A 14,930-nucleotide genomic window follows, 5' to 3' on the forward strand; every position below is an offset into this window, starting at 1 on the left:
GTATGCCCTCGCTCGACTTGCAAGCCGATCCCGTCGACCTCACCGCGCAACTGGTGGACATTCCCAGCGTCTCCGGGGAGGAAGCAGGGCTCGCCGACGCCGTCGAGTCCGCCCTCCGCGCGTGGGCGCCGCACCTTGAGGTCGTCCGCAACGGCGAGGCCGTGCTGGCAAGGACGTCGCTCGGCAGGCCGTCGAGGGTCGTGCTGGCCGGTCATCTCGACACCGTTCCACTCAATGACAACCTGCCCGTGAAACGGACCGGGTCCGGCGCGGACGAGACGCTGCACGGCCTGGGTACCGTCGACATGAAGGGTGGCGACGCGGTGTTCCTGCATCTCGCCGCGACCCTGCGCGAACCACGGCACGACGTGACGTTCGTCTTCTACGACTGCGAGGAGGTCGAGGCGGTCCGCAACGGCCTCGGCAGAATCGAGCGTGAGCTGCCCGAGTGGCTGCGCGGCGATCTCGCGATCGTCGGCGAGCCGTCCAACGCGGTCATCGAGGCGGGCTGCCAGGGCACGATGCGGGTGGAACTCGCCACGGCGGGCGCGAGGGCGCACACCGCGAGGGCCTGGATGGGCGACAACGCCATTCACGCGCTCGCCGAGCCGCTGCGTCGGCTGACCGGTTACGAGCCGAGGGTCGTCGACATCGACGGCCTCGTCTATCGCGAAGGTTTGCAGGCGGTGCGCGTCGGCGGGGGGGTAGCTGGCAACGTGGTGCCCGACGCCGCCGTGCTCGCCGTCAACCACCGGTTCGCCCCCGACCGGAGTCCCGAGCAGGCTGAACGGCATCTGCGCGAGGTCTTCGAAGGCTTCGAGCTGACCGTGGTGGACAGCTCGCCCGGCGCGCTTCCCGGACTGACCGCGCCGGCGACGGCGGAGCTGGTCGCGGCAGCGGGCGGTACGGCGAAGGCGAAACTCGGCTGGACCGACGTGGCGAGGTTCGCCGCCGCGGGGATGCCCGCCGTGAACTTCGGGCCAGGCGATCCGACGCTGGCCCATACCCAGGGGGAATGGGTCGCCGCCGAGGAGATCAGGCGGGTGGCCGAGGTGCTGGGCTCGTTCCTGACCGCGTGACTCTACGCTGGAGCCCGTGACTGACCAGGTGACCGACAACGGCCAAGGCGAAGTGCCGCGCCCACAGGAACGCCATCGCGGTCCGGTCGTGGTGCGTCGCGGCCAGCAGGACGAGGACTCGACGACCGACCAGCGACTGCTCGATTCGCGAGGTCCGAGCGACTGGGTGCACACCGACCCGTGGCGGGTGTTGCGCATCCAGGCCGAGTTCGTCGAAGGCTTCGGCGCGCTGGCCGAGGTGCCGCGTGCCGTCACCGTGTTCGGTTCGGCACGCACTCCGCGTGATCATCCCGAGTACCAGCTCGGCAGGGACATCGGCACCGCGCTGGCCAACGCGGGGTTCGCCGCGATCACCGGCGGCGGCCCCGGCGCGATGGAGGCGGTCAACCGTGGTGCCTCGGAGGCGGGAGGGCTCTCGATCGGGCTCGGTATCGAGTTGCCGTTCGAACAGGGTCTCAACCCGTGGGTCGACCTCGGCGTCAACTTCCGCTATTTCTTCGCCCGCAAGACGATGTTCATCAAGTACGCGCAGGCTTTCATCTGCCTGCCAGGAGGTTTCGGCACGCTCGACGAGCTGTTCGAGGCGCTGACATTGGTGCAGACCAAGAAGGTCACCAAGTTCCCCGTCGTGCTCTTCGGCAGCGACTACTGGGGCGGCCTCCACAAATGGGTTCGCGACACCGTGCTCTCGGAAGGCAAGATCGGGGAACGCGATGCCGCGCTGTTGCACGTCACCGACGACATCGACGACGCGATCGGCATCGTGCTCGAAGCCTACAAAGCCTGGGAGGACACACATTGAGCACGCGAGAGAACCCGCCACGCAGAATCTGCGTGTTCTGCGGTTCGTCGTCGGGTAACCGGCCGCGCTACTCCGAGGACGCCGCCGCGCTGGGCACTCTGCTCGCCGAGCGGGGCATCGGGCTGGTGTTCGGCGGTGGCCAGGTCGGGCTCATGGGTGTCGTCGCCGACGCGGCGCTCGCCGCGGGCGGTGAGGTCATCGGCGTGATCCCGAAGCACCTGATGCGGGCGGAGATCGCGCACCACGGGCTCACCGAACTGCACGTCGTCAAGGACATGCACGAACGCAAGGCCACCATGGCCGAACTCTCCGACGGTTTCCTCGCGCTGCCGGGCGGCGCGGGCACGCTGGAGGAACTGTTCGAGGTGTGGACGTGGGCGCAGCTCGGCCTGCACGCCAAGCCGCTCGGTCTCGTCGACGTCGGCGGCTACTACACGAAGCTCGCCGCGTTCATCGAGCACATGGTGGACGAGGGTTTCCTCAACCAGCCGAGCCGTGAGCTGATCAGCATCGACTCCGACGCGGCCGTTCTGCTTGACTCCTTCGCGGCCCACCAGGCCGTTCCCGTCGACAAGTGGGCCGGCTGAGTACCGGTCAGGCCGCGTCCTGCTCCGGCCGTTTGTGGTAGGCGTCGACGTACTCCTGCCTCGACAGCTCCATGATCGCGTACATGACCTCGTCGGTCACCGCGCGCCGGATGGCGGGGGAGTCCTTGAGCCCGTCGTAGCGTGAGAAGTCGAGTGGTTCGCCGAAGCGCACGGTGATTTTGACCAGCCGTGGCACGAGTTTGCCGTGCGGCAGCAGCCGTTCCGTTCCCTCAAGCGCGACGGGCACCACCTTCGCCCCGGTCGTCAGCGCCAGCGCGGCGACCCCGGTGTGCCCCCTGTGCAGCTTGCCGTCGAGCGACCTCGTGCCCTCGGGGTAAATGCCGAAGGCGCCGTCGTCGTCGAGCACCGTGCGGGCCGCGCCGAGCGCCGCGAGTCCCGCCGCGGCGTTGCCGCGTTCCACCGGCACGTAGCCGAGCGCGGACACGAACGCGGCGAGGAACCGGCCACGCAGGCCCTTGCCGGTGAAGTACTCGGCCTTGCCGAGCAGCCGGACGTAGCGCGGGGTGACCAGCGAAAGCACGGCCGTGTCCACCGCGGAGCGGTGATTGGCCGCCAGCAGGACCGCCCCCTCCTCGGGCACGTTTTCCGCGCCGATCACTCGTGGCCGGTACAGCAGTCTGGCCAGCGGCGCGAGCACTCGACGGATGAGCAGGCGTAACACGGATCCTCCATAGACGGTCCTCACCAGGATGGCACGATCGTGGACATGGACGAGCAGTGGTTCGCACGACGTACTTGGCAAGATCCACAGTGGACCACCGAGGAACTGCTGCTCGGCAAGGCCGGACGCCGGGTGTCCGTGGTGCTGCCCGCACTCGACGAGGCCGACACCGTCGCCGGTGTCGTCGGTTCCGTCCTCCCGCTGCTCGGCTCGCTCGTCGACGAGCTCGTCGTCGTCGACTCCGGTTCCTCCGACGACACTCCCGCCATCGCCGCCGCCGCGGGAGCCAAGGTCGTGCACAGGGAGGAGGTGCTGCCGGAACTGCCGCCGTTGCCGGGCAAGGGTGAGGTGCTGTGGCGCTCGCTCGCCGCGACCGAGGGCGACATCGTGGTCTTCCTCGACTCCGATCTCGTCGACCCCGACCCCCAGTTCGTTCCCGCGCTGCTCGGCCCGCTGCTGTGCGCCGAGGACGTGCACCTGGTCAAGGGCTTCTACCGGCGTCCGCTGCGGCTGGAGACCGCCGAACAGGGCACCGGAGGCGGCAGGGTGACCGAACTGCTCGCGAGGCCGTTGCTGTCGGCGTTGCGGCCCGCGCTCGGCTCACTCGTGCAACCACTGGGTGGTGAGTACGCGGCGACGAGGTCGCTGCTGGAGTCGGTGCCGTTCGCCACGGGCTACGGTGTCGAGATCGGATTGCTCCTCGACGCCGAGTCGCGGTACGGGATGTCCGCGCTGGCGCAGGTCAACCTCGGCGTCCGCAAGCATCGCAACCGTTCGTTGCTACAGCTGGGAGTCATGGCGAGGCAGATACTCGGCACCGCGCTGTCGCGCTGTGGGATCGAGCAGGAGGAAACGGCCGAGCTGGCCCAGTTCGTTCAGGTCGCGGGAGAGTGGCTGCCGGACGTCAGCGAACAGCAGGTCACCGACCGGCCACCCATGCGTGAGGTGCTGGCGACACGGACGTGAGCGAAGCCGGTGTGTCACGATCGTGGGCGTGACCACAGCGTTGATCTATCTCGTCGTGATGCTGCTCGTGGCGGCCGTGGTTTTCCTGCTCGCCGCCGTCGTGTTCGGCAGAGGCGAGCAGCTCGCTCCGCTGGCGCCAGGCAGCTCGCCGACGCGGCTGCCTGCCGAGGAGATCACCGGCGAGGACGTGTCCGGCGTCAAGTACCAGCTCGTCCTCCGTGGCTACAAGATGTCCGAGGTGGACTGGGTGATGAGCAGGCTCGGTGCCGAGATCGACACGCTGAGGGCCACCGTGGCCGACCTGAGGGAGCAGGTGAACCGTCAGGCCGAGCACGAGGCGAAACACAGGGCCGGTACGCGTGGCGAGGTGAACGGGTCGTGACCGGTCTTGCCAGTACGGGGCAGCGGCGTGGCTGACGTCGTCGTGTCGGTGGAGGTCAACGCCTCGGCAGGCACGACGTGGCTGGCACTGACCGACTGGAACCGGCAGCGGGAATGGATGCTCGGCACCACCGTCGGCGTGGTGTCCGGCAACGGGCGCAGCGTCGGATCGCGGATCGAGGCGTTCACCGGAATCGCGGGTATCGGCGTGACCGACACGATGGAGATCATCGCGTGGGAACCACCGGTACGCTGCGTCGTGCGTCACCACGGCCTGATCGTGCGCGGCACCGGATCCTTTCACGTGCAGGACAGGGGGCCGCAGCGGTCGGTTTTCATCTGGTCGGAACAGCTCGAACCGCCGTTCGGGCCGGTGGGCAGGCTCGGCTGGCCGCTCGTGAAACCCGTGTTCTCGCTGGGATTGCGCAGATCGTTGACCAACTTCGCGACGTTCGCTGAGGCATACATGGTGGGTGGATGAGCGAGAAGCTTCTCGGTGCCGACGGCATCGCGCGGTGCTCGTGGGGCAACTCGGCCCCCGACTACGCCGAATATCACGACACGGAATGGGGCGTACCGCTGCGCGGCGAGACCGCGCTGTTCGAGCGACTGTCGCTGGAGGCGTTCCAATCGGGACTGTCCTGGCTGGTGATCCTGCGCAAGCGAGAAGGATTCCGCGCGGCGTTCGCCGGTTTCGTGCCGGGTGAGGTCGCCGGATTCACCGACCGTGACGTGCTGCGCCTGCTCGCCGACACCGGCATCGTGCGCAACAGGGCGAAGATCGCGGCCACCATCGGCAACGCCAGGGTCGTGACCGAACTCGACCGCCCGCTCGACGACCTGCTCTGGTCGTTCGCGCCGGAGCGGCGTGGCCGCAGGCCGCGCACGATGGCCGACGTGCCAGCGACGACTCCGGAATCCACGGCCATGGCCAAGGACCTGAAGAAACGCGGCTTCAGCTTCGTCGGTCCCACCACCTGCTACGCGATGATGCAGGCCACCGGCATGGTCGACGACCACGTCGGTGGCTGCTTCCGCGCAACGTAGGGACGGTTGGGGTCGGCTTGGCGACTACGCCGCTGATCAGCTGCCGGTGAAGCGGGGCTTGCGTTTGGCGACGAAGGCTTCGACGGCCTCGGCGTGATCGGCGGTCGCTCCCAGCGCGCCCTGCGCTTCGTCCTCGACCGCGAGCGCCTCGGCCAACGTGCCTTCGGCGGCGGCGCGCAGGGTGCTCTTGATCTTCGCGTAGGCGACGGTCGGCCCAGCGGCCAGCTTCGCGGCCACCGCCTGCGCCCGCCCAGCGAGGTCCTCGTCCGCGACGACCTCGCCGACCAGACCGATCCGCAGCGCCTCCTCGGCCTCGACCGGCCTGGCCAGCAGCATCAGTTCCGCCGCCCGCCCGTAGCCGATGAGCCGCTGCAAGGTCCACGACGCGCCGGTGTCCGGTCCCAGCCCGACGTTGGCGAAGGCCATCAGGAAGTTGGCCGACGTCGCCGCGATGCGCAGATCGGAGGCATAGGCCAGCGCGGCACCCGCGCCGGCCGCCGGACCGTTGACCGCGGCGATGACCGGTTTGGGTAGTTCGGCGATCGCGAGCACGATCGGGTTGTAGTGCTCGGCGACGGTGCGCAGCGGTGCCTCGTCACCAGCCTGAAGGAGGCCCACGTGCTCTTTCAGATCCTGCCCTGCGCAGAACGCCTTCCCAGCCCCGGTGAGCACGATCGCCTTCACATCCGGGTTGTCGCCCGCGTCCCTCAGCGCGGCGAGCAGCCGCTCCTTGAGTTCGACGGTCAACGAGTTGTATGCGTTGGGGCGATTGAGGATCAGGGTGCGGACGCCATCGGCGTCGGACTGCCGTAACACGTCGTCGTTCGTCACGTGAAAAACCCTCCGTCGTTGATCTCGCTACGCGAGTCTGACAGTCTCGCGAGCCGCATACCAGCACCTATGCGCTGGGGCTAAGATCGGTCCGCGTTCGCCTCGCGCTGCTGATGGGGGACAATGGTCATGACCCGGTTGCTTCGGCGAGCGCGAGCCGGGCGCGCTGGTTCATACGGAGGGAGCACGCTATGGCGGCCATGAAGCCCCGGACCGGAGATGGTCCCCTCGAAGTAACTAAGGAGGGGCGGGGCCTCGTGATGCGCGTACCGCTGGAGGGCGGTGGGCGACTCGTCGTCGAGCTTTCGGCTGAGGAGGCCAAGGACCTCGGTGCGGCCCTTCAGGAGGCCACCAGCTAATCACCGCGTTCCCCACCGACCCGGCCAGCGCTGACGGCACTCCCCGGCTGGCCTTCTTCACCGTGCCTGGAGGTCCTCGATGGCGCGCTCGCCGCTGCCGCCCGTTCCCAGCTCGCTGATCGCGGTGGAGGTGGGTGACTCGCTCCGCCGCGGCGACCCGCTCGCGGTCGTGCTCACCTCCGACGTCGATTCCTCGCCCTATGCCGATCGGGCAGCCGAGGCGCGGGCGACCGGCAAAGCCGGTGAAGTCCAGTCTGGACCGGACGGCGCGGGCCCCCGCTGGTTCGTCGGGGTCGGTGACGGTTCGGAACGTGACTACCGGGCTGCCGGTGCGGCGTTCGCCCGTGCGGCGAACAACGTCGCGGAGGCGGAGGCCACGACCGGCGGCAAGCCGCCGAAGACCGTGCAGGTGCTCCTTCCCGCGCGAGCCGACGCGGCCGCGTTCGCGGCATTCGCGACCGGCGCGCTGCTCGGCGGTTACCGGTACGTCGTCAGCAACGAAGAACCGAAGCGCACGATCAAGACGCTGCGCCTGCTCGCCGAAGGCGACGTGGAAGCGGGAACGGCCGACGCGGTGGCGAGAGCACGCGAACTCGCCGCTGCCTCCGCGCTGGCGAGAGACCTCGCCAACACGCCGTCCAACGTCAAGACCCCGGCCTGGCTCGCCGGAGTCGCCGAGCGGCTCGCCGGAGACGTACCCGGTCTCAACGCCACGATCCGCGACGAACAGTGGCTCGCCGCGCAGAACTTCGGCGGGGTGCTCGCGGTCGGCGGAGGATCGGCGCGGCCACCGAGGCTGATCGAGCTCACCTACCGTCCTCGTGGCGCCACCAAGCATCTGCTGCTCGTCGGCAAGGGCGTCACGTTCGACACCGGTGGCATCTCCATCAAACCGGCAGCGGGCATGCACCTGATGCGTACCGACATGGCCGGTGGTGGCGCTGTCATCGCCGCGGCCAGGGCGATCGCCTCGCTCAAGCTCAAGATCCGTCTCACCGCGATCGTTCCCGCCGCCGAGAATCACGTGTCCGGCTCCTCGTACCGGCCAGGCGACATCGTGCGGCATCACGGCGGCCGTACCGCCGAGGTCGCCAACACCGACGCCGAGGGCAGGATGGTGCTCGCCGACGCGCTCGCCTACGGCGTGCGCAGGTACTCGCCCGACGCGGTCGTCGACGTCGCGACGCTGACCGGTGCGATGAAGGTCGCGCTGGGGCTGCGCACCGGAGGGCTGTTCGCGACGGACGACGACCTCGCGGAGCGAGTGAGTGCCGCTGGTGAAAGGGCTGGCGAACAGTGGTGGCGGATGCCGCTGCTCGACGACCTCGCCGACGAGGTGCGCAGTGACATCGCCGACGTGCGGCAGGCGCCGCCAGGGCCGGGTGGCATCACGGCCGCGTTGTTCCTGCGTGAGTTCAACGGTGGCCTTCCGTGGGCGCACCTCGACATCGCCGGTCCGGCGAGGTCGGAGAAGAACTACGACGACGTGGTGCCTGGCGGTACCGGGTTCGCGGCTCGCACGCTCGTGGAACTGGCCGCCTCCTACGGCTGAGGAGCCCGAGCCGGAGTGGCCGCGAGCACGAAGTCGCGGAACGCGGTGACGGCGGGGGTCAGCCGCCCTCCCGATGGCCAGACGAGGCCGACGGAGCGAGTCATGCGCGGGTGTAGCGGCACCTCCACCACACCGGCGGGAGGGTGAGGTTGGAACGAGGGCAGTATCGCCACGCCGAGCCCCGCCGCGACGAGGCCGCGCACCGTGTCGGATTCCTGCCCCTCGAACGCGACGACCGGCTGGAAACCGGCTTTCGCGCATGCCTCGTCGGTGATCTGCCGGAGTCCGTAGCCGTGTTCGAGCATGACGAACACCTCGTTGGCCAATTCGGTCATCGTGACCTCGGCTCGGCCCGCGATCCAGTGCCCTGACGGCGCGGAGACGAACAGTTCCTGCTCCGAAAGGATCGCGGCGTCCAGCCCGGGGTCGTCGGGCGGTGGCGCGACGAGCGCGAGGTCGAGCTCGCCGTCGGTGAGCTGGTCGACGATGGTTTGCCGCGAGCCCTGAACGAGGCTGAACCTGGCGTGCGGGCGCTCGGCGAGGAAGTCGCGCAACAGCGAGGGGACCAGCGAGCGGCCGAGCAGGTGCAGGAAGCCGATCGCGACGTGTCCTCTTTCCGGCTCGATCTCCTCCCTTGCCTGGCGAACGCCCTGCCGCAACGCCGTGACCGCGCGTTCGGCTGCCTCGGCGAGTAGCGTGCCCGCTCTGGTCAGCCGGACGCCCCTGCCCGCGGGTTCGATGACGGGGGCGCCGAGTCGTTCGCCGAGCGCGGCGAGTCGTCTGCTTGCCGTCGGCTGGGGGATCCCGAGCTCTCGCGCGGCGCTGGTGACGTTGCCGGTGAGGTTGAGCACCGTCAGCAGGGCGGCGTGGGGGACGAGCTCGGCCACGAGCCGGTCGTCGTCCGATTCATTCACCATGGCATCGATTATGTCTCGTGAGCGTATTAGACGTATTGGTTAGCGCGGCTTAGCGTCATGGGCGTGGCGGAGGAACCGGGTAGCGATGAGGTCGGTGCCGAGGGCAGGAGCACGGTCCGCCGTACCACCGTGGCCATGACGGCGGCGGGAATCTGTTCGTTCGCGCTGCTCTACGCGCCGCAGCCGGTGCTGCCGCAACTCGCGGACCAGTTCGCGCTCGGCCCCGGCAAGGCGTCGCTGGCCATCAGCGTCGCCACGGGCGCGCTGGCGCTGGCCGTACTTCCCATCGCGGTGCTCTCGGAAGTCGTCGGAAGGCGGCCGATCATCGTGGCCTCCGTACTCGCGTCGGCGCTGCTGGGGTTGCTGCTGCCGTTCGCGCCGTCGTTCGAGGTGCTGCTCGTGCTGCGCGTGTTGCAGGGCGTCGCCATCGCGGGATTCCCAGGGGTCGCCGCCGCCTACCTCGTCGAGCAACTCGGCAAGGCGGGGGTCGCCGCCGCGGTCGGTGCCATGATCGCGGGCAACACCGTCGGCGGAATGTCGGGGCGCCTGGTCAGCGGGTTCACCACCGACTGGCTCGGCTGGCACGGAGCACTGGCCGCGGTAGCCGCCGTCTCCCTCGCCTGCGCACTACTGACCGTAGTCACCCTGCCCCATCCACCCGCCCACATCCGTAAGCGAGGGAGCTTTGCTATCGCCAAACGGCAGCAAAGCTCCCTCGCTCACGAACGACGGCGCGGAGGCCGGTTACGAAGTGTGCTCGGTGGTCTGGGTGAGGCGGTGCGGAAGCCGGTCCTGCTTGCCCAGTACGCCGTCGGCCTGCTCGGCATGGGTGCCTTCGTCGGCCTCTACAACGCGGCCGGCTTCCGGCTGACCGGCGAACCGCTCGACCTCAGCCCCGCGATCGCCTCGCTCGTGTTCCTCGCCTACGCCATGGGCGCGGTCTCCTCGGTCACCTCGGCGAGGCTCGTCGCCCGCTTCGGCAGGCGCCGTTCCCAGCTGGCCGCCCTCGCCGTCACGGCAGCGGGGGCCGCCATGACCCTTCCCGACTCGCTGCCCTTCGTCATTGCCGGTTTCCTCGTGCTGACCGCGGGCTTCTTCGCCGTCCACTCCATCGCCAACGGCTGGACCGCCGTCGAAGCCCCCGAGCACGCTCGCGGCCAGGCATCAGGGCTCTACACGCTCGCCTACTACCTCGGCAGCAGCATCGGCGGCACGCTCGGCAGCGTCGTCTACGGCAGCCTCGGCTGGCCGGTACTCATCGCGACCGTCGGTGGCTGGCTCGCCGCCGCAGCCGTCGCGAGCACGCTCGCCACGAGAACGAGCAGCCCCGCGATGGTCACCGCGAACGCCGGTAGCTGACCAGCGCGACCTACGCCCGCCTGACCGCCGCCGCGAGCAGCCCGCTGCCGATCGGCAGGATCGCGGGCGTCAGCAGCTCGTCGTCCCGCATCGCCCTCGCCACCTCACGCAAAGCGAGCACCTCGGGGTCCCTGAGCGCCGGATCTCCGACCCTGCCACCAGCGAGAACGTCGTGGAACACGATGACCCCGCCCGGCCTCAGAAGCTGAACGCCCTGGTCGAAGTAGCTGGGGTACTCCAGCTTGGCCGCGTCGGCGAACACCATGTCGTAGCCGCCCGACGTGAGTCTCGGCAGCACGTCCAGCGCCCTGCCCATGATCAACCGCATCCTGCTCGGCGCGAACCCCGCCGCCAGCAACGTCCTGCGGGCACCCCTGTGGAACTCCGGTTCGAGGTCGATCGACGTCAGCACGCCGTCGGCTGCCATCCCGCGCAACAGACACAGCGCGCTCACCCCGGCACCGGTCCCGATCTCGACGACCGCTCTGGCCTGCAACGTCGCCGCGAGCAGGCTCAGCGCGGCACCGGCCGCGCCCGACACCGCCGCGCACCCGAGCTCCTCGGCCCGCCTGCGCGCGAGGAGAAGAGGCTCGTCGTCGGGGAGGAAGCCCTCGATGAATTCACCGAGATCCACCGGACCCGTGATGTGTGTCTCGGAGTTCACGCGCAGAGGTTAGCCGACCAGGCCGGGCGGCCAGGGACAACCACGCTGAACAGCTCTTCTCAGGTAGCTCTCAGCCCGGTCTCACTAAAACCGTAAGGAAGCACGCCACACTGAGTCCCAAGAACGGGAACACCCCTGGCAACCAGTGCGTTGGGGTGGGTAAGTAAGGGGGAAAGGCCGATGGAGGTGCCTTCGCTGGCTCACAACAGCTTGCAGACCGCGCCGATGCCGACCGACACCGAGGTGGCCAAGCCCACAGTGGTGAGCGCAGGCGATGGTGAAGTGGCCTGGACGCCACCGTCATGGGACGAGGTCGTGCGCGAGCACGCCGACCGCGTCTACCGGCTCGCCTACCGGCTCACGGGCAACACGCACGACGCCGAAGACCTCACCCAGGAAACGTTCATCAGGGTCTTCCGGTCGCTTGCCTCCTACAAGCCGGGCACCTTCGAAGGCTGGCTGCACCGCATCACCACCAACCTCTTCCTCGACATGGCCCGCAGGAGGGCCCGCGTGCGCATGGAAGGGCTGCCGGAGGACACCGACCGCATCGTCGGTGACGACCCCAGCCCGGAACAGGTCTACTCGGACACCCACCTCGACCCCGACCTCCAGGACGCGCTCGACGATCTGCCGCCCGAGTTCCGTGCCGCCGTCGTGCTGTGCGACGTGGAAGGTCTTTCGTACGAGGAGATCGGCGCCACGCTCGGCGTCAAACTCGGAACCGTGCGCAGCAGGATTCACCGTGGCAGGCAGGCACTCAAGGCTTCACTGGAGCGTCGCCGGTCGCTCAAGCTGGAGGCCACGGTATGACCGATAACCGGGGCTGGGGGCTCCCCGAATCGCACTTGTTGCCGGACGCGGTGGTCGCGTTCGTCGACAACGAGTTGTCGCTCGGCGCCCACGAGAGGGCCGCCGTGCACGTCGCGAGGTGCCCCGGTTGCGCTGCGGACGTCACCGCGCAGCGCCAGGCTCGCGCCGCCGTGCAGCGCGCGCAGTGTCCTTCCATGTCGGCCGGCTTCCTCGCGAGCCTCCGCTCGATTCCCGAGCACACCGACGTCTCGACAACCCCGGACAACCTGGCGATCACCCAGGACGGTCAGCTCGTCGCCATCCAGCGGCCCGAACGGGTCGCCGGTCTGAGGGCCGACATGGACAGCGCCAGTCCCCTCGGCAGCTCGGCCCCGCTCGGCAATTCGCCGAACGTACTGGGCAACGGCGCCAGGCTTGGCGGAGGTGCCCGCAGGCGGGCCGCGCAGGGCGCGGGAGTCGTCGTGTCGGGCCTCGTGCTCAGCGCGCTCGCTCTCGTGGCCACGTCCAGTGGCGGTGCCGTCGGTGGCGCGGGCAACGCCGAAGTGGGCGGTGGGTATCGCTCGACCCCGCCTGCCGACGTGCTCAAGGCCCAGATGGGCACCGAACGTTCGGTGCCGTCGACGTCGTCGGTGCCTTCCACGCCTTCCACCACGGCGGTCAGTACGACGCCCGCGGTGCCCGAGCAGCGGCCCGCAGTCACCACCACCCCGGCCGAGGCGGCGGAAGCCCCGGTCGGAGGCCCACGCTGACTTCACCGGCACGGCGGCAGAATCCAGTCGAAGACTCGGCGCGTATCGTCGCAGCCTGAACAATGTCGACGCCGTCATCCCGGGGAATGATGAATCAGCCACCGAACGCGCACCAGGAGGAGCCCGGCGACGACGAGCACCGGCTCGGTCCCCGTCCCCTCGACCGCCCCTCCGTCGACCCCGCCTACGCGGCGACCTTCGGAAGGCCGCGCGGCGTCGACGGCCCGTTCGACAAGCTCTACACCCCCAACCCGGGGCAGAACGGGTCCGGACCGAAACCGCCGGAGCCCGAATCACTCGCCGAGGCGTTCGGCCGCCCGCGAGGTGCCGAGAACATCGTGTTGCAGCGCCCGCTCGAAGCGAGTGGTGTCGCGGGTTCCGCTGAGCAAGACTCACCAATGTGGACCAGCGGTGCCGACCCGTGGCGCGATCCCTCCGCCGGCGCGGTACTCGGGGGACCGGCGGTCGTCACCGAGGAGAAGGCGACCGACAGCGAATCCCGGCCTCGCGGGGCGCTGCTCAGCCTGCCCGAACTGCTTTTCGGCCGCAGGGTCAAACCCATCGCGCTCGCCCTGCTCGCCGCCGTCGCCCTGCTCATCGGTGCGGTCGGTGGTTTCATCGGCTGGGCCGTGGCGAGCGCCGGTGATTCGCTCACCGGTGAACTCAACGTCGCGGAAGCTCAGGCAGGCAAGGAAAGGCCGGCCGGTTCCATCGCCGACATCGCCAAGCGGGTCGCCCCCGCCGTCGTGTCCATCGAGGTCAAAGCGGGTCAGTCGGGCGGTCTCGGGTCGGGAGTCGTGATCGACAAGGAGGGCTACGTGGTCACCAACAACCACGTCGTCTCCCAGGCCGCGCGCGACGACAACGCCGAGATCACCGCCGTGTTCATCGACGGAACGAGGGCCGACGGCGAGGTCGTCGGCACCGACCCGAAAACCGACCTCGCCGTCATCAAGGTCAACGTGTCCAACCCGGTCGTGATCGAGGTCGGCAAGTCGTCGGACCTCGCGGCGGGCGACACGGTCATCGCCGTCGGCTCGCCGTTCGGGCTGGAGAACACCGTTACCGAGGGCATCGTCAGCGCGCTGAACCGGCCGGTCACGGCGCCGGGCGAAAACGGTGACCCCGCCGTCACCTACGACGCGATCCAGACCGACGCGGCCATCAACCCCGGCAACTCGGGTGGTGCGCTCGTCGATTCGCGGGGAGCGCTCGTGGGGATCAACTCGCTGATCCGCACCGTGGGCAGCGACGGCGAAGGTGGCAGCATTGGACTCGGGTTCGCGATCCCGGTCGACCAAGCCGTCAAGATCAGCGAATCCCTTATCAGCGAAGGAAAAGTGCAGCACGCCGACCTTGGTGTCAACGCGTCCTCGGTCGCGGCCAACACGTCGGAAGGCGCGCAGATCCAGAATGTCAACGACGACGGACCCGCCGCCAAGGCCGGGATCGCCGAAGGGGACGTGATCACCAAGGTCGGTGACCGTCAGGTGCGCAACGCCGCCGAACTGACCGTGGCCGTCCGGCAACACGACATCGGCGAGGTCGTGCCTGTTCGTCTGGTCCGAGGCGGTCGTCCGCTCACCGTCGACGTCACCTTGGGTTCAGACTAACGGGGTACGCTGTCTCGCAGCAGGTTCGAGGCGGAGGTATGGCAGGTGTTCGAAAACATTGGCTGGGGTGAAATTCTCATCCTCCTTGTCGCCGCCCTGTTCATCCTCGGCCCGGAAAGGTTGCCGGAAGCCGCCGCGTGGATGGGAAAGTCGCTGCGCAAAGTGCGCGATTTCGCCACCGGCGCCAGGCAGCAACTCAAGGACGAGATGGGTCCCGAGTACGAGCAGTTCCGGAAACCCCTCGAAGATCTGCGGCAGTTTCGTAGCTTCGATCCGAAGCGGGCCGCGATCCAGCACCTGTTCGACGGCGACCAGGATCCGCTCGGGCTGGACAACATCAACGGCACCGCTACGAACGGCAACGGTGCGGGTGGTGTCGGCGGGACCGGTGGCCATGCCAATGGCTCCACGAAACCGAATGGTTACCCCGCGGGAACGCCGCAGCCGGAGCCGTTGAAGCCCGGCGAGAAGCCCCCGGTCGACCCGGACGCCACCTGAGGTCTGGCGCCACGCCGAACCGCGCCGGGCG

18 protein-coding genes are annotated in these 14,930 nt (G+C 69.1%); 14 read left to right on the top strand and 4 right to left on the bottom strand.

Going from position 1 to position 14,930, the window contains the following annotated elements; translation table 11 throughout:
* Positions 1-2 precede the first annotated feature (2 nt).
* The 3 genes from dapE to BAY61_RS04070 are packed head-to-tail and all read left to right on the top strand — an operon-like array spanning position 3 to position 2,468.
* Positions 3-1,079 carry a succinyl-diaminopimelate desuccinylase gene (dapE, locus tag BAY61_RS04060; RefSeq protein ID WP_091810443.1) on the top strand — a complete coding sequence of 359 codons (1,077 nt, stop codon included), beginning with the start codon at positions 3-5 and terminating at the stop codon, positions 1,077-1,079.
* A gap of 16 nt (positions 1,080-1,095) precedes the next feature.
* Positions 1,096-1,881: an LOG family protein gene (locus tag BAY61_RS04065; RefSeq protein ID WP_420848878.1), complete on the top strand. Its 786-nt coding sequence runs from the start codon at positions 1,096-1,098 to the stop codon at positions 1,879-1,881.
* On the top strand, positions 1,863-2,468 hold the full coding sequence (locus tag BAY61_RS04070; RefSeq protein ID WP_420848881.1) for an LOG family protein: 606 nt from the start codon (positions 1,863-1,865) through the stop codon (positions 2,466-2,468). Before BAY61_RS04065 ends, BAY61_RS04070 begins: the two co-directional genes overlap by 19 nt.
* 7 nt (positions 2,469-2,475) lie before the next feature.
* Here the strand turns inward: BAY61_RS04070 and BAY61_RS04075 are convergent, their stop codons facing one another.
* Positions 2,476-3,150 (bottom strand): lysophospholipid acyltransferase family protein, encoded by a 675-nt coding sequence (locus BAY61_RS04075; RefSeq protein WP_091810566.1) that lies wholly within the window; start codon positions 3,148-3,150, stop codon positions 2,476-2,478.
* 45 nt (positions 3,151-3,195) lie between these two features.
* On the opposite strand from BAY61_RS04075, the gene BAY61_RS04080 reads away from it, so the two are divergent.
* Genes BAY61_RS04080 through BAY61_RS04095 form a run of 4 tightly spaced genes read left to right on the top strand, consistent with a single transcriptional unit; the run spans position 3,196 to position 5,544 of the window.
* Entirely contained in the window at positions 3,196-4,116 is a 921-nt protein-coding gene (locus tag BAY61_RS04080; RefSeq protein ID WP_091810439.1) for a glucosyl-3-phosphoglycerate synthase, read from the top strand.
* Between the two features lie 28 nt (positions 4,117-4,144).
* Positions 4,145-4,498 carry a DivIVA domain-containing protein gene (locus tag BAY61_RS04085; RefSeq protein WP_091810437.1) on the top strand — a complete coding sequence of 118 codons (354 nt, stop codon included), beginning with the start codon at positions 4,145-4,147 and terminating at the stop codon, positions 4,496-4,498.
* A 27-nt stretch (positions 4,499-4,525) separates the two neighbouring features.
* Entirely contained in the window at positions 4,526-4,978 is a 453-nt protein-coding gene (locus BAY61_RS04090) for an SRPBCC family protein (RefSeq protein ID WP_091810435.1), read from the top strand.
* Positions 4,975-5,544, top strand: a complete 570-nt coding sequence (locus tag BAY61_RS04095; RefSeq protein WP_091810433.1) for a DNA-3-methyladenine glycosylase I — start codon at positions 4,975-4,977, stop codon at positions 5,542-5,544. Before BAY61_RS04090 ends, BAY61_RS04095 begins: the two co-directional genes overlap by 4 nt.
* A gap of 36 nt (positions 5,545-5,580) precedes the next feature.
* On the opposite strand, the gene BAY61_RS04100 is transcribed toward BAY61_RS04095, so the two are convergent.
* Complete coding sequence (locus BAY61_RS04100) at positions 5,581-6,375, bottom strand: enoyl-CoA hydratase-related protein (RefSeq protein ID WP_091810431.1); 795 nt, start codon at positions 6,373-6,375, stop codon at positions 5,581-5,583.
* A 191-nt stretch (positions 6,376-6,566) separates the two neighbouring features.
* Here BAY61_RS04100 and BAY61_RS04105 point away from each other — a divergent pair, with 191 nt between their 5' ends.
* A complete protein-coding gene (locus BAY61_RS04105; RefSeq protein ID WP_009152618.1) occupies positions 6,567-6,734 on the top strand; it encodes a DUF3117 domain-containing protein in 168 nt (55 codons plus the stop codon).
* Positions 6,735-6,813: 79 nt separating this feature from the next.
* The gene (locus tag BAY61_RS04110; protein WP_091810429.1) at positions 6,814-8,286 is read left to right on the top strand and encodes a leucyl aminopeptidase family protein; all 1,473 of its coding nucleotides are present in this window, start codon (positions 6,814-6,816) and stop codon (positions 8,284-8,286) included.
* Here BAY61_RS04110 and BAY61_RS04115 read toward each other — a convergent pair.
* Entirely contained in the window at positions 8,277-9,203 is a 927-nt protein-coding gene (locus BAY61_RS04115) for a LysR family transcriptional regulator (RefSeq protein WP_091810427.1), read from the bottom strand. The two genes, BAY61_RS04110 and BAY61_RS04115, sit on opposite strands and share 10 nt — an antisense overlap.
* 135 nt (positions 9,204-9,338) lie before the next feature.
* Here BAY61_RS04115 and BAY61_RS04120 point away from each other — a divergent pair, with 135 nt between their 5' ends.
* Positions 9,339-10,562 (top strand): MFS transporter, encoded by a 1,224-nt coding sequence (locus BAY61_RS04120; RefSeq protein ID WP_245866151.1) that lies wholly within the window; start codon positions 9,339-9,341, stop codon positions 10,560-10,562.
* A gap of 10 nt (positions 10,563-10,572) precedes the next feature.
* Here the strand turns inward: BAY61_RS04120 and BAY61_RS04125 are convergent, their stop codons facing one another.
* The gene (locus tag BAY61_RS04125; RefSeq protein ID WP_091810423.1) at positions 10,573-11,226 is read right to left on the bottom strand and encodes an O-methyltransferase; all 654 of its coding nucleotides are present in this window, start codon (positions 11,224-11,226) and stop codon (positions 10,573-10,575) included.
* 180 nt (positions 11,227-11,406) lie between these two features.
* Between BAY61_RS04125 and sigE the strand changes: the two genes are divergently transcribed.
* The 4 genes from sigE (at position 11,407) to tatB (ending at position 14,899) form a co-directional block, all read left to right on the top strand.
* Positions 11,407-12,039: an RNA polymerase sigma factor SigE gene (gene sigE, locus BAY61_RS04130; RefSeq protein ID WP_091810421.1), complete on the top strand. Its 633-nt coding sequence runs from the start codon at positions 11,407-11,409 to the stop codon at positions 12,037-12,039.
* The gene (locus BAY61_RS04135; protein WP_091810419.1) at positions 12,036-12,788 is read left to right on the top strand and encodes an anti-sigma factor; all 753 of its coding nucleotides are present in this window, start codon (positions 12,036-12,038) and stop codon (positions 12,786-12,788) included. Before sigE ends, BAY61_RS04135 begins: the two co-directional genes overlap by 4 nt.
* Before the next feature lie 89 nt (positions 12,789-12,877).
* The gene (locus BAY61_RS04140) at positions 12,878-14,401 is read left to right on the top strand and encodes a S1C family serine protease (RefSeq protein ID WP_091810417.1); all 1,524 of its coding nucleotides are present in this window, start codon (positions 12,878-12,880) and stop codon (positions 14,399-14,401) included.
* 45 nt (positions 14,402-14,446) lie between these two features.
* A complete protein-coding gene (tatB, locus tag BAY61_RS04145) occupies positions 14,447-14,899 on the top strand; it encodes a Sec-independent protein translocase protein TatB (RefSeq protein WP_091810415.1) in 453 nt (150 codons plus the stop codon).
* Positions 14,900-14,930: the final 31 nt, after the last annotated feature.

Origin of the sequence: Prauserella marina (assembly GCF_002240355.1) — a bacterium.
GTDB lineage: Bacteria > Actinomycetota > Actinomycetes > Mycobacteriales > Pseudonocardiaceae > Prauserella_A > Prauserella_A marina.

Bases quoted from the DNA above. Each gene is read 5' to 3' on its own strand.
- BAY61_RS04115 (WP_091810427.1), bottom strand. From the start codon at position 9,203: ATGGTGAATGAATCGGACGACGACCGGCTCGTGGCCGAGCTCGTCCCC.
- BAY61_RS04095 (WP_091810433.1), top strand. From the start codon at position 4,975: ATGAGCGAGAAGCTTCTCGGTGCCGACGGCATCGCGCGGTGCTCGTGG.
- BAY61_RS04120 (WP_245866151.1), top strand. From the start codon at position 9,339: ATGACGGCGGCGGGAATCTGTTCGTTCGCGCTGCTCTACGCGCCGCAG.
- BAY61_RS04105 (WP_009152618.1), top strand. From the start codon at position 6,567: ATGGCGGCCATGAAGCCCCGGACCGGAGATGGTCCCCTCGAAGTAACT.
- BAY61_RS04110 (WP_091810429.1), top strand. From the start codon at position 6,814: ATGGCGCGCTCGCCGCTGCCGCCCGTTCCCAGCTCGCTGATCGCGGTG.
- BAY61_RS04135 (WP_091810419.1), top strand. From the start codon at position 12,036: ATGACCGATAACCGGGGCTGGGGGCTCCCCGAATCGCACTTGTTGCCG.
- sigE (WP_091810421.1), top strand. From the start codon at position 11,407: ATGGAGGTGCCTTCGCTGGCTCACAACAGCTTGCAGACCGCGCCGATG.
- BAY61_RS04080 (WP_091810439.1), top strand. From the start codon at position 3,196: ATGGACGAGCAGTGGTTCGCACGACGTACTTGGCAAGATCCACAGTGG.
- dapE (WP_091810443.1), top strand. From the start codon at position 3: ATGCCCTCGCTCGACTTGCAAGCCGATCCCGTCGACCTCACCGCGCAA.
- BAY61_RS04140 (WP_091810417.1), top strand. From the start codon at position 12,878: ATGAATCAGCCACCGAACGCGCACCAGGAGGAGCCCGGCGACGACGAG.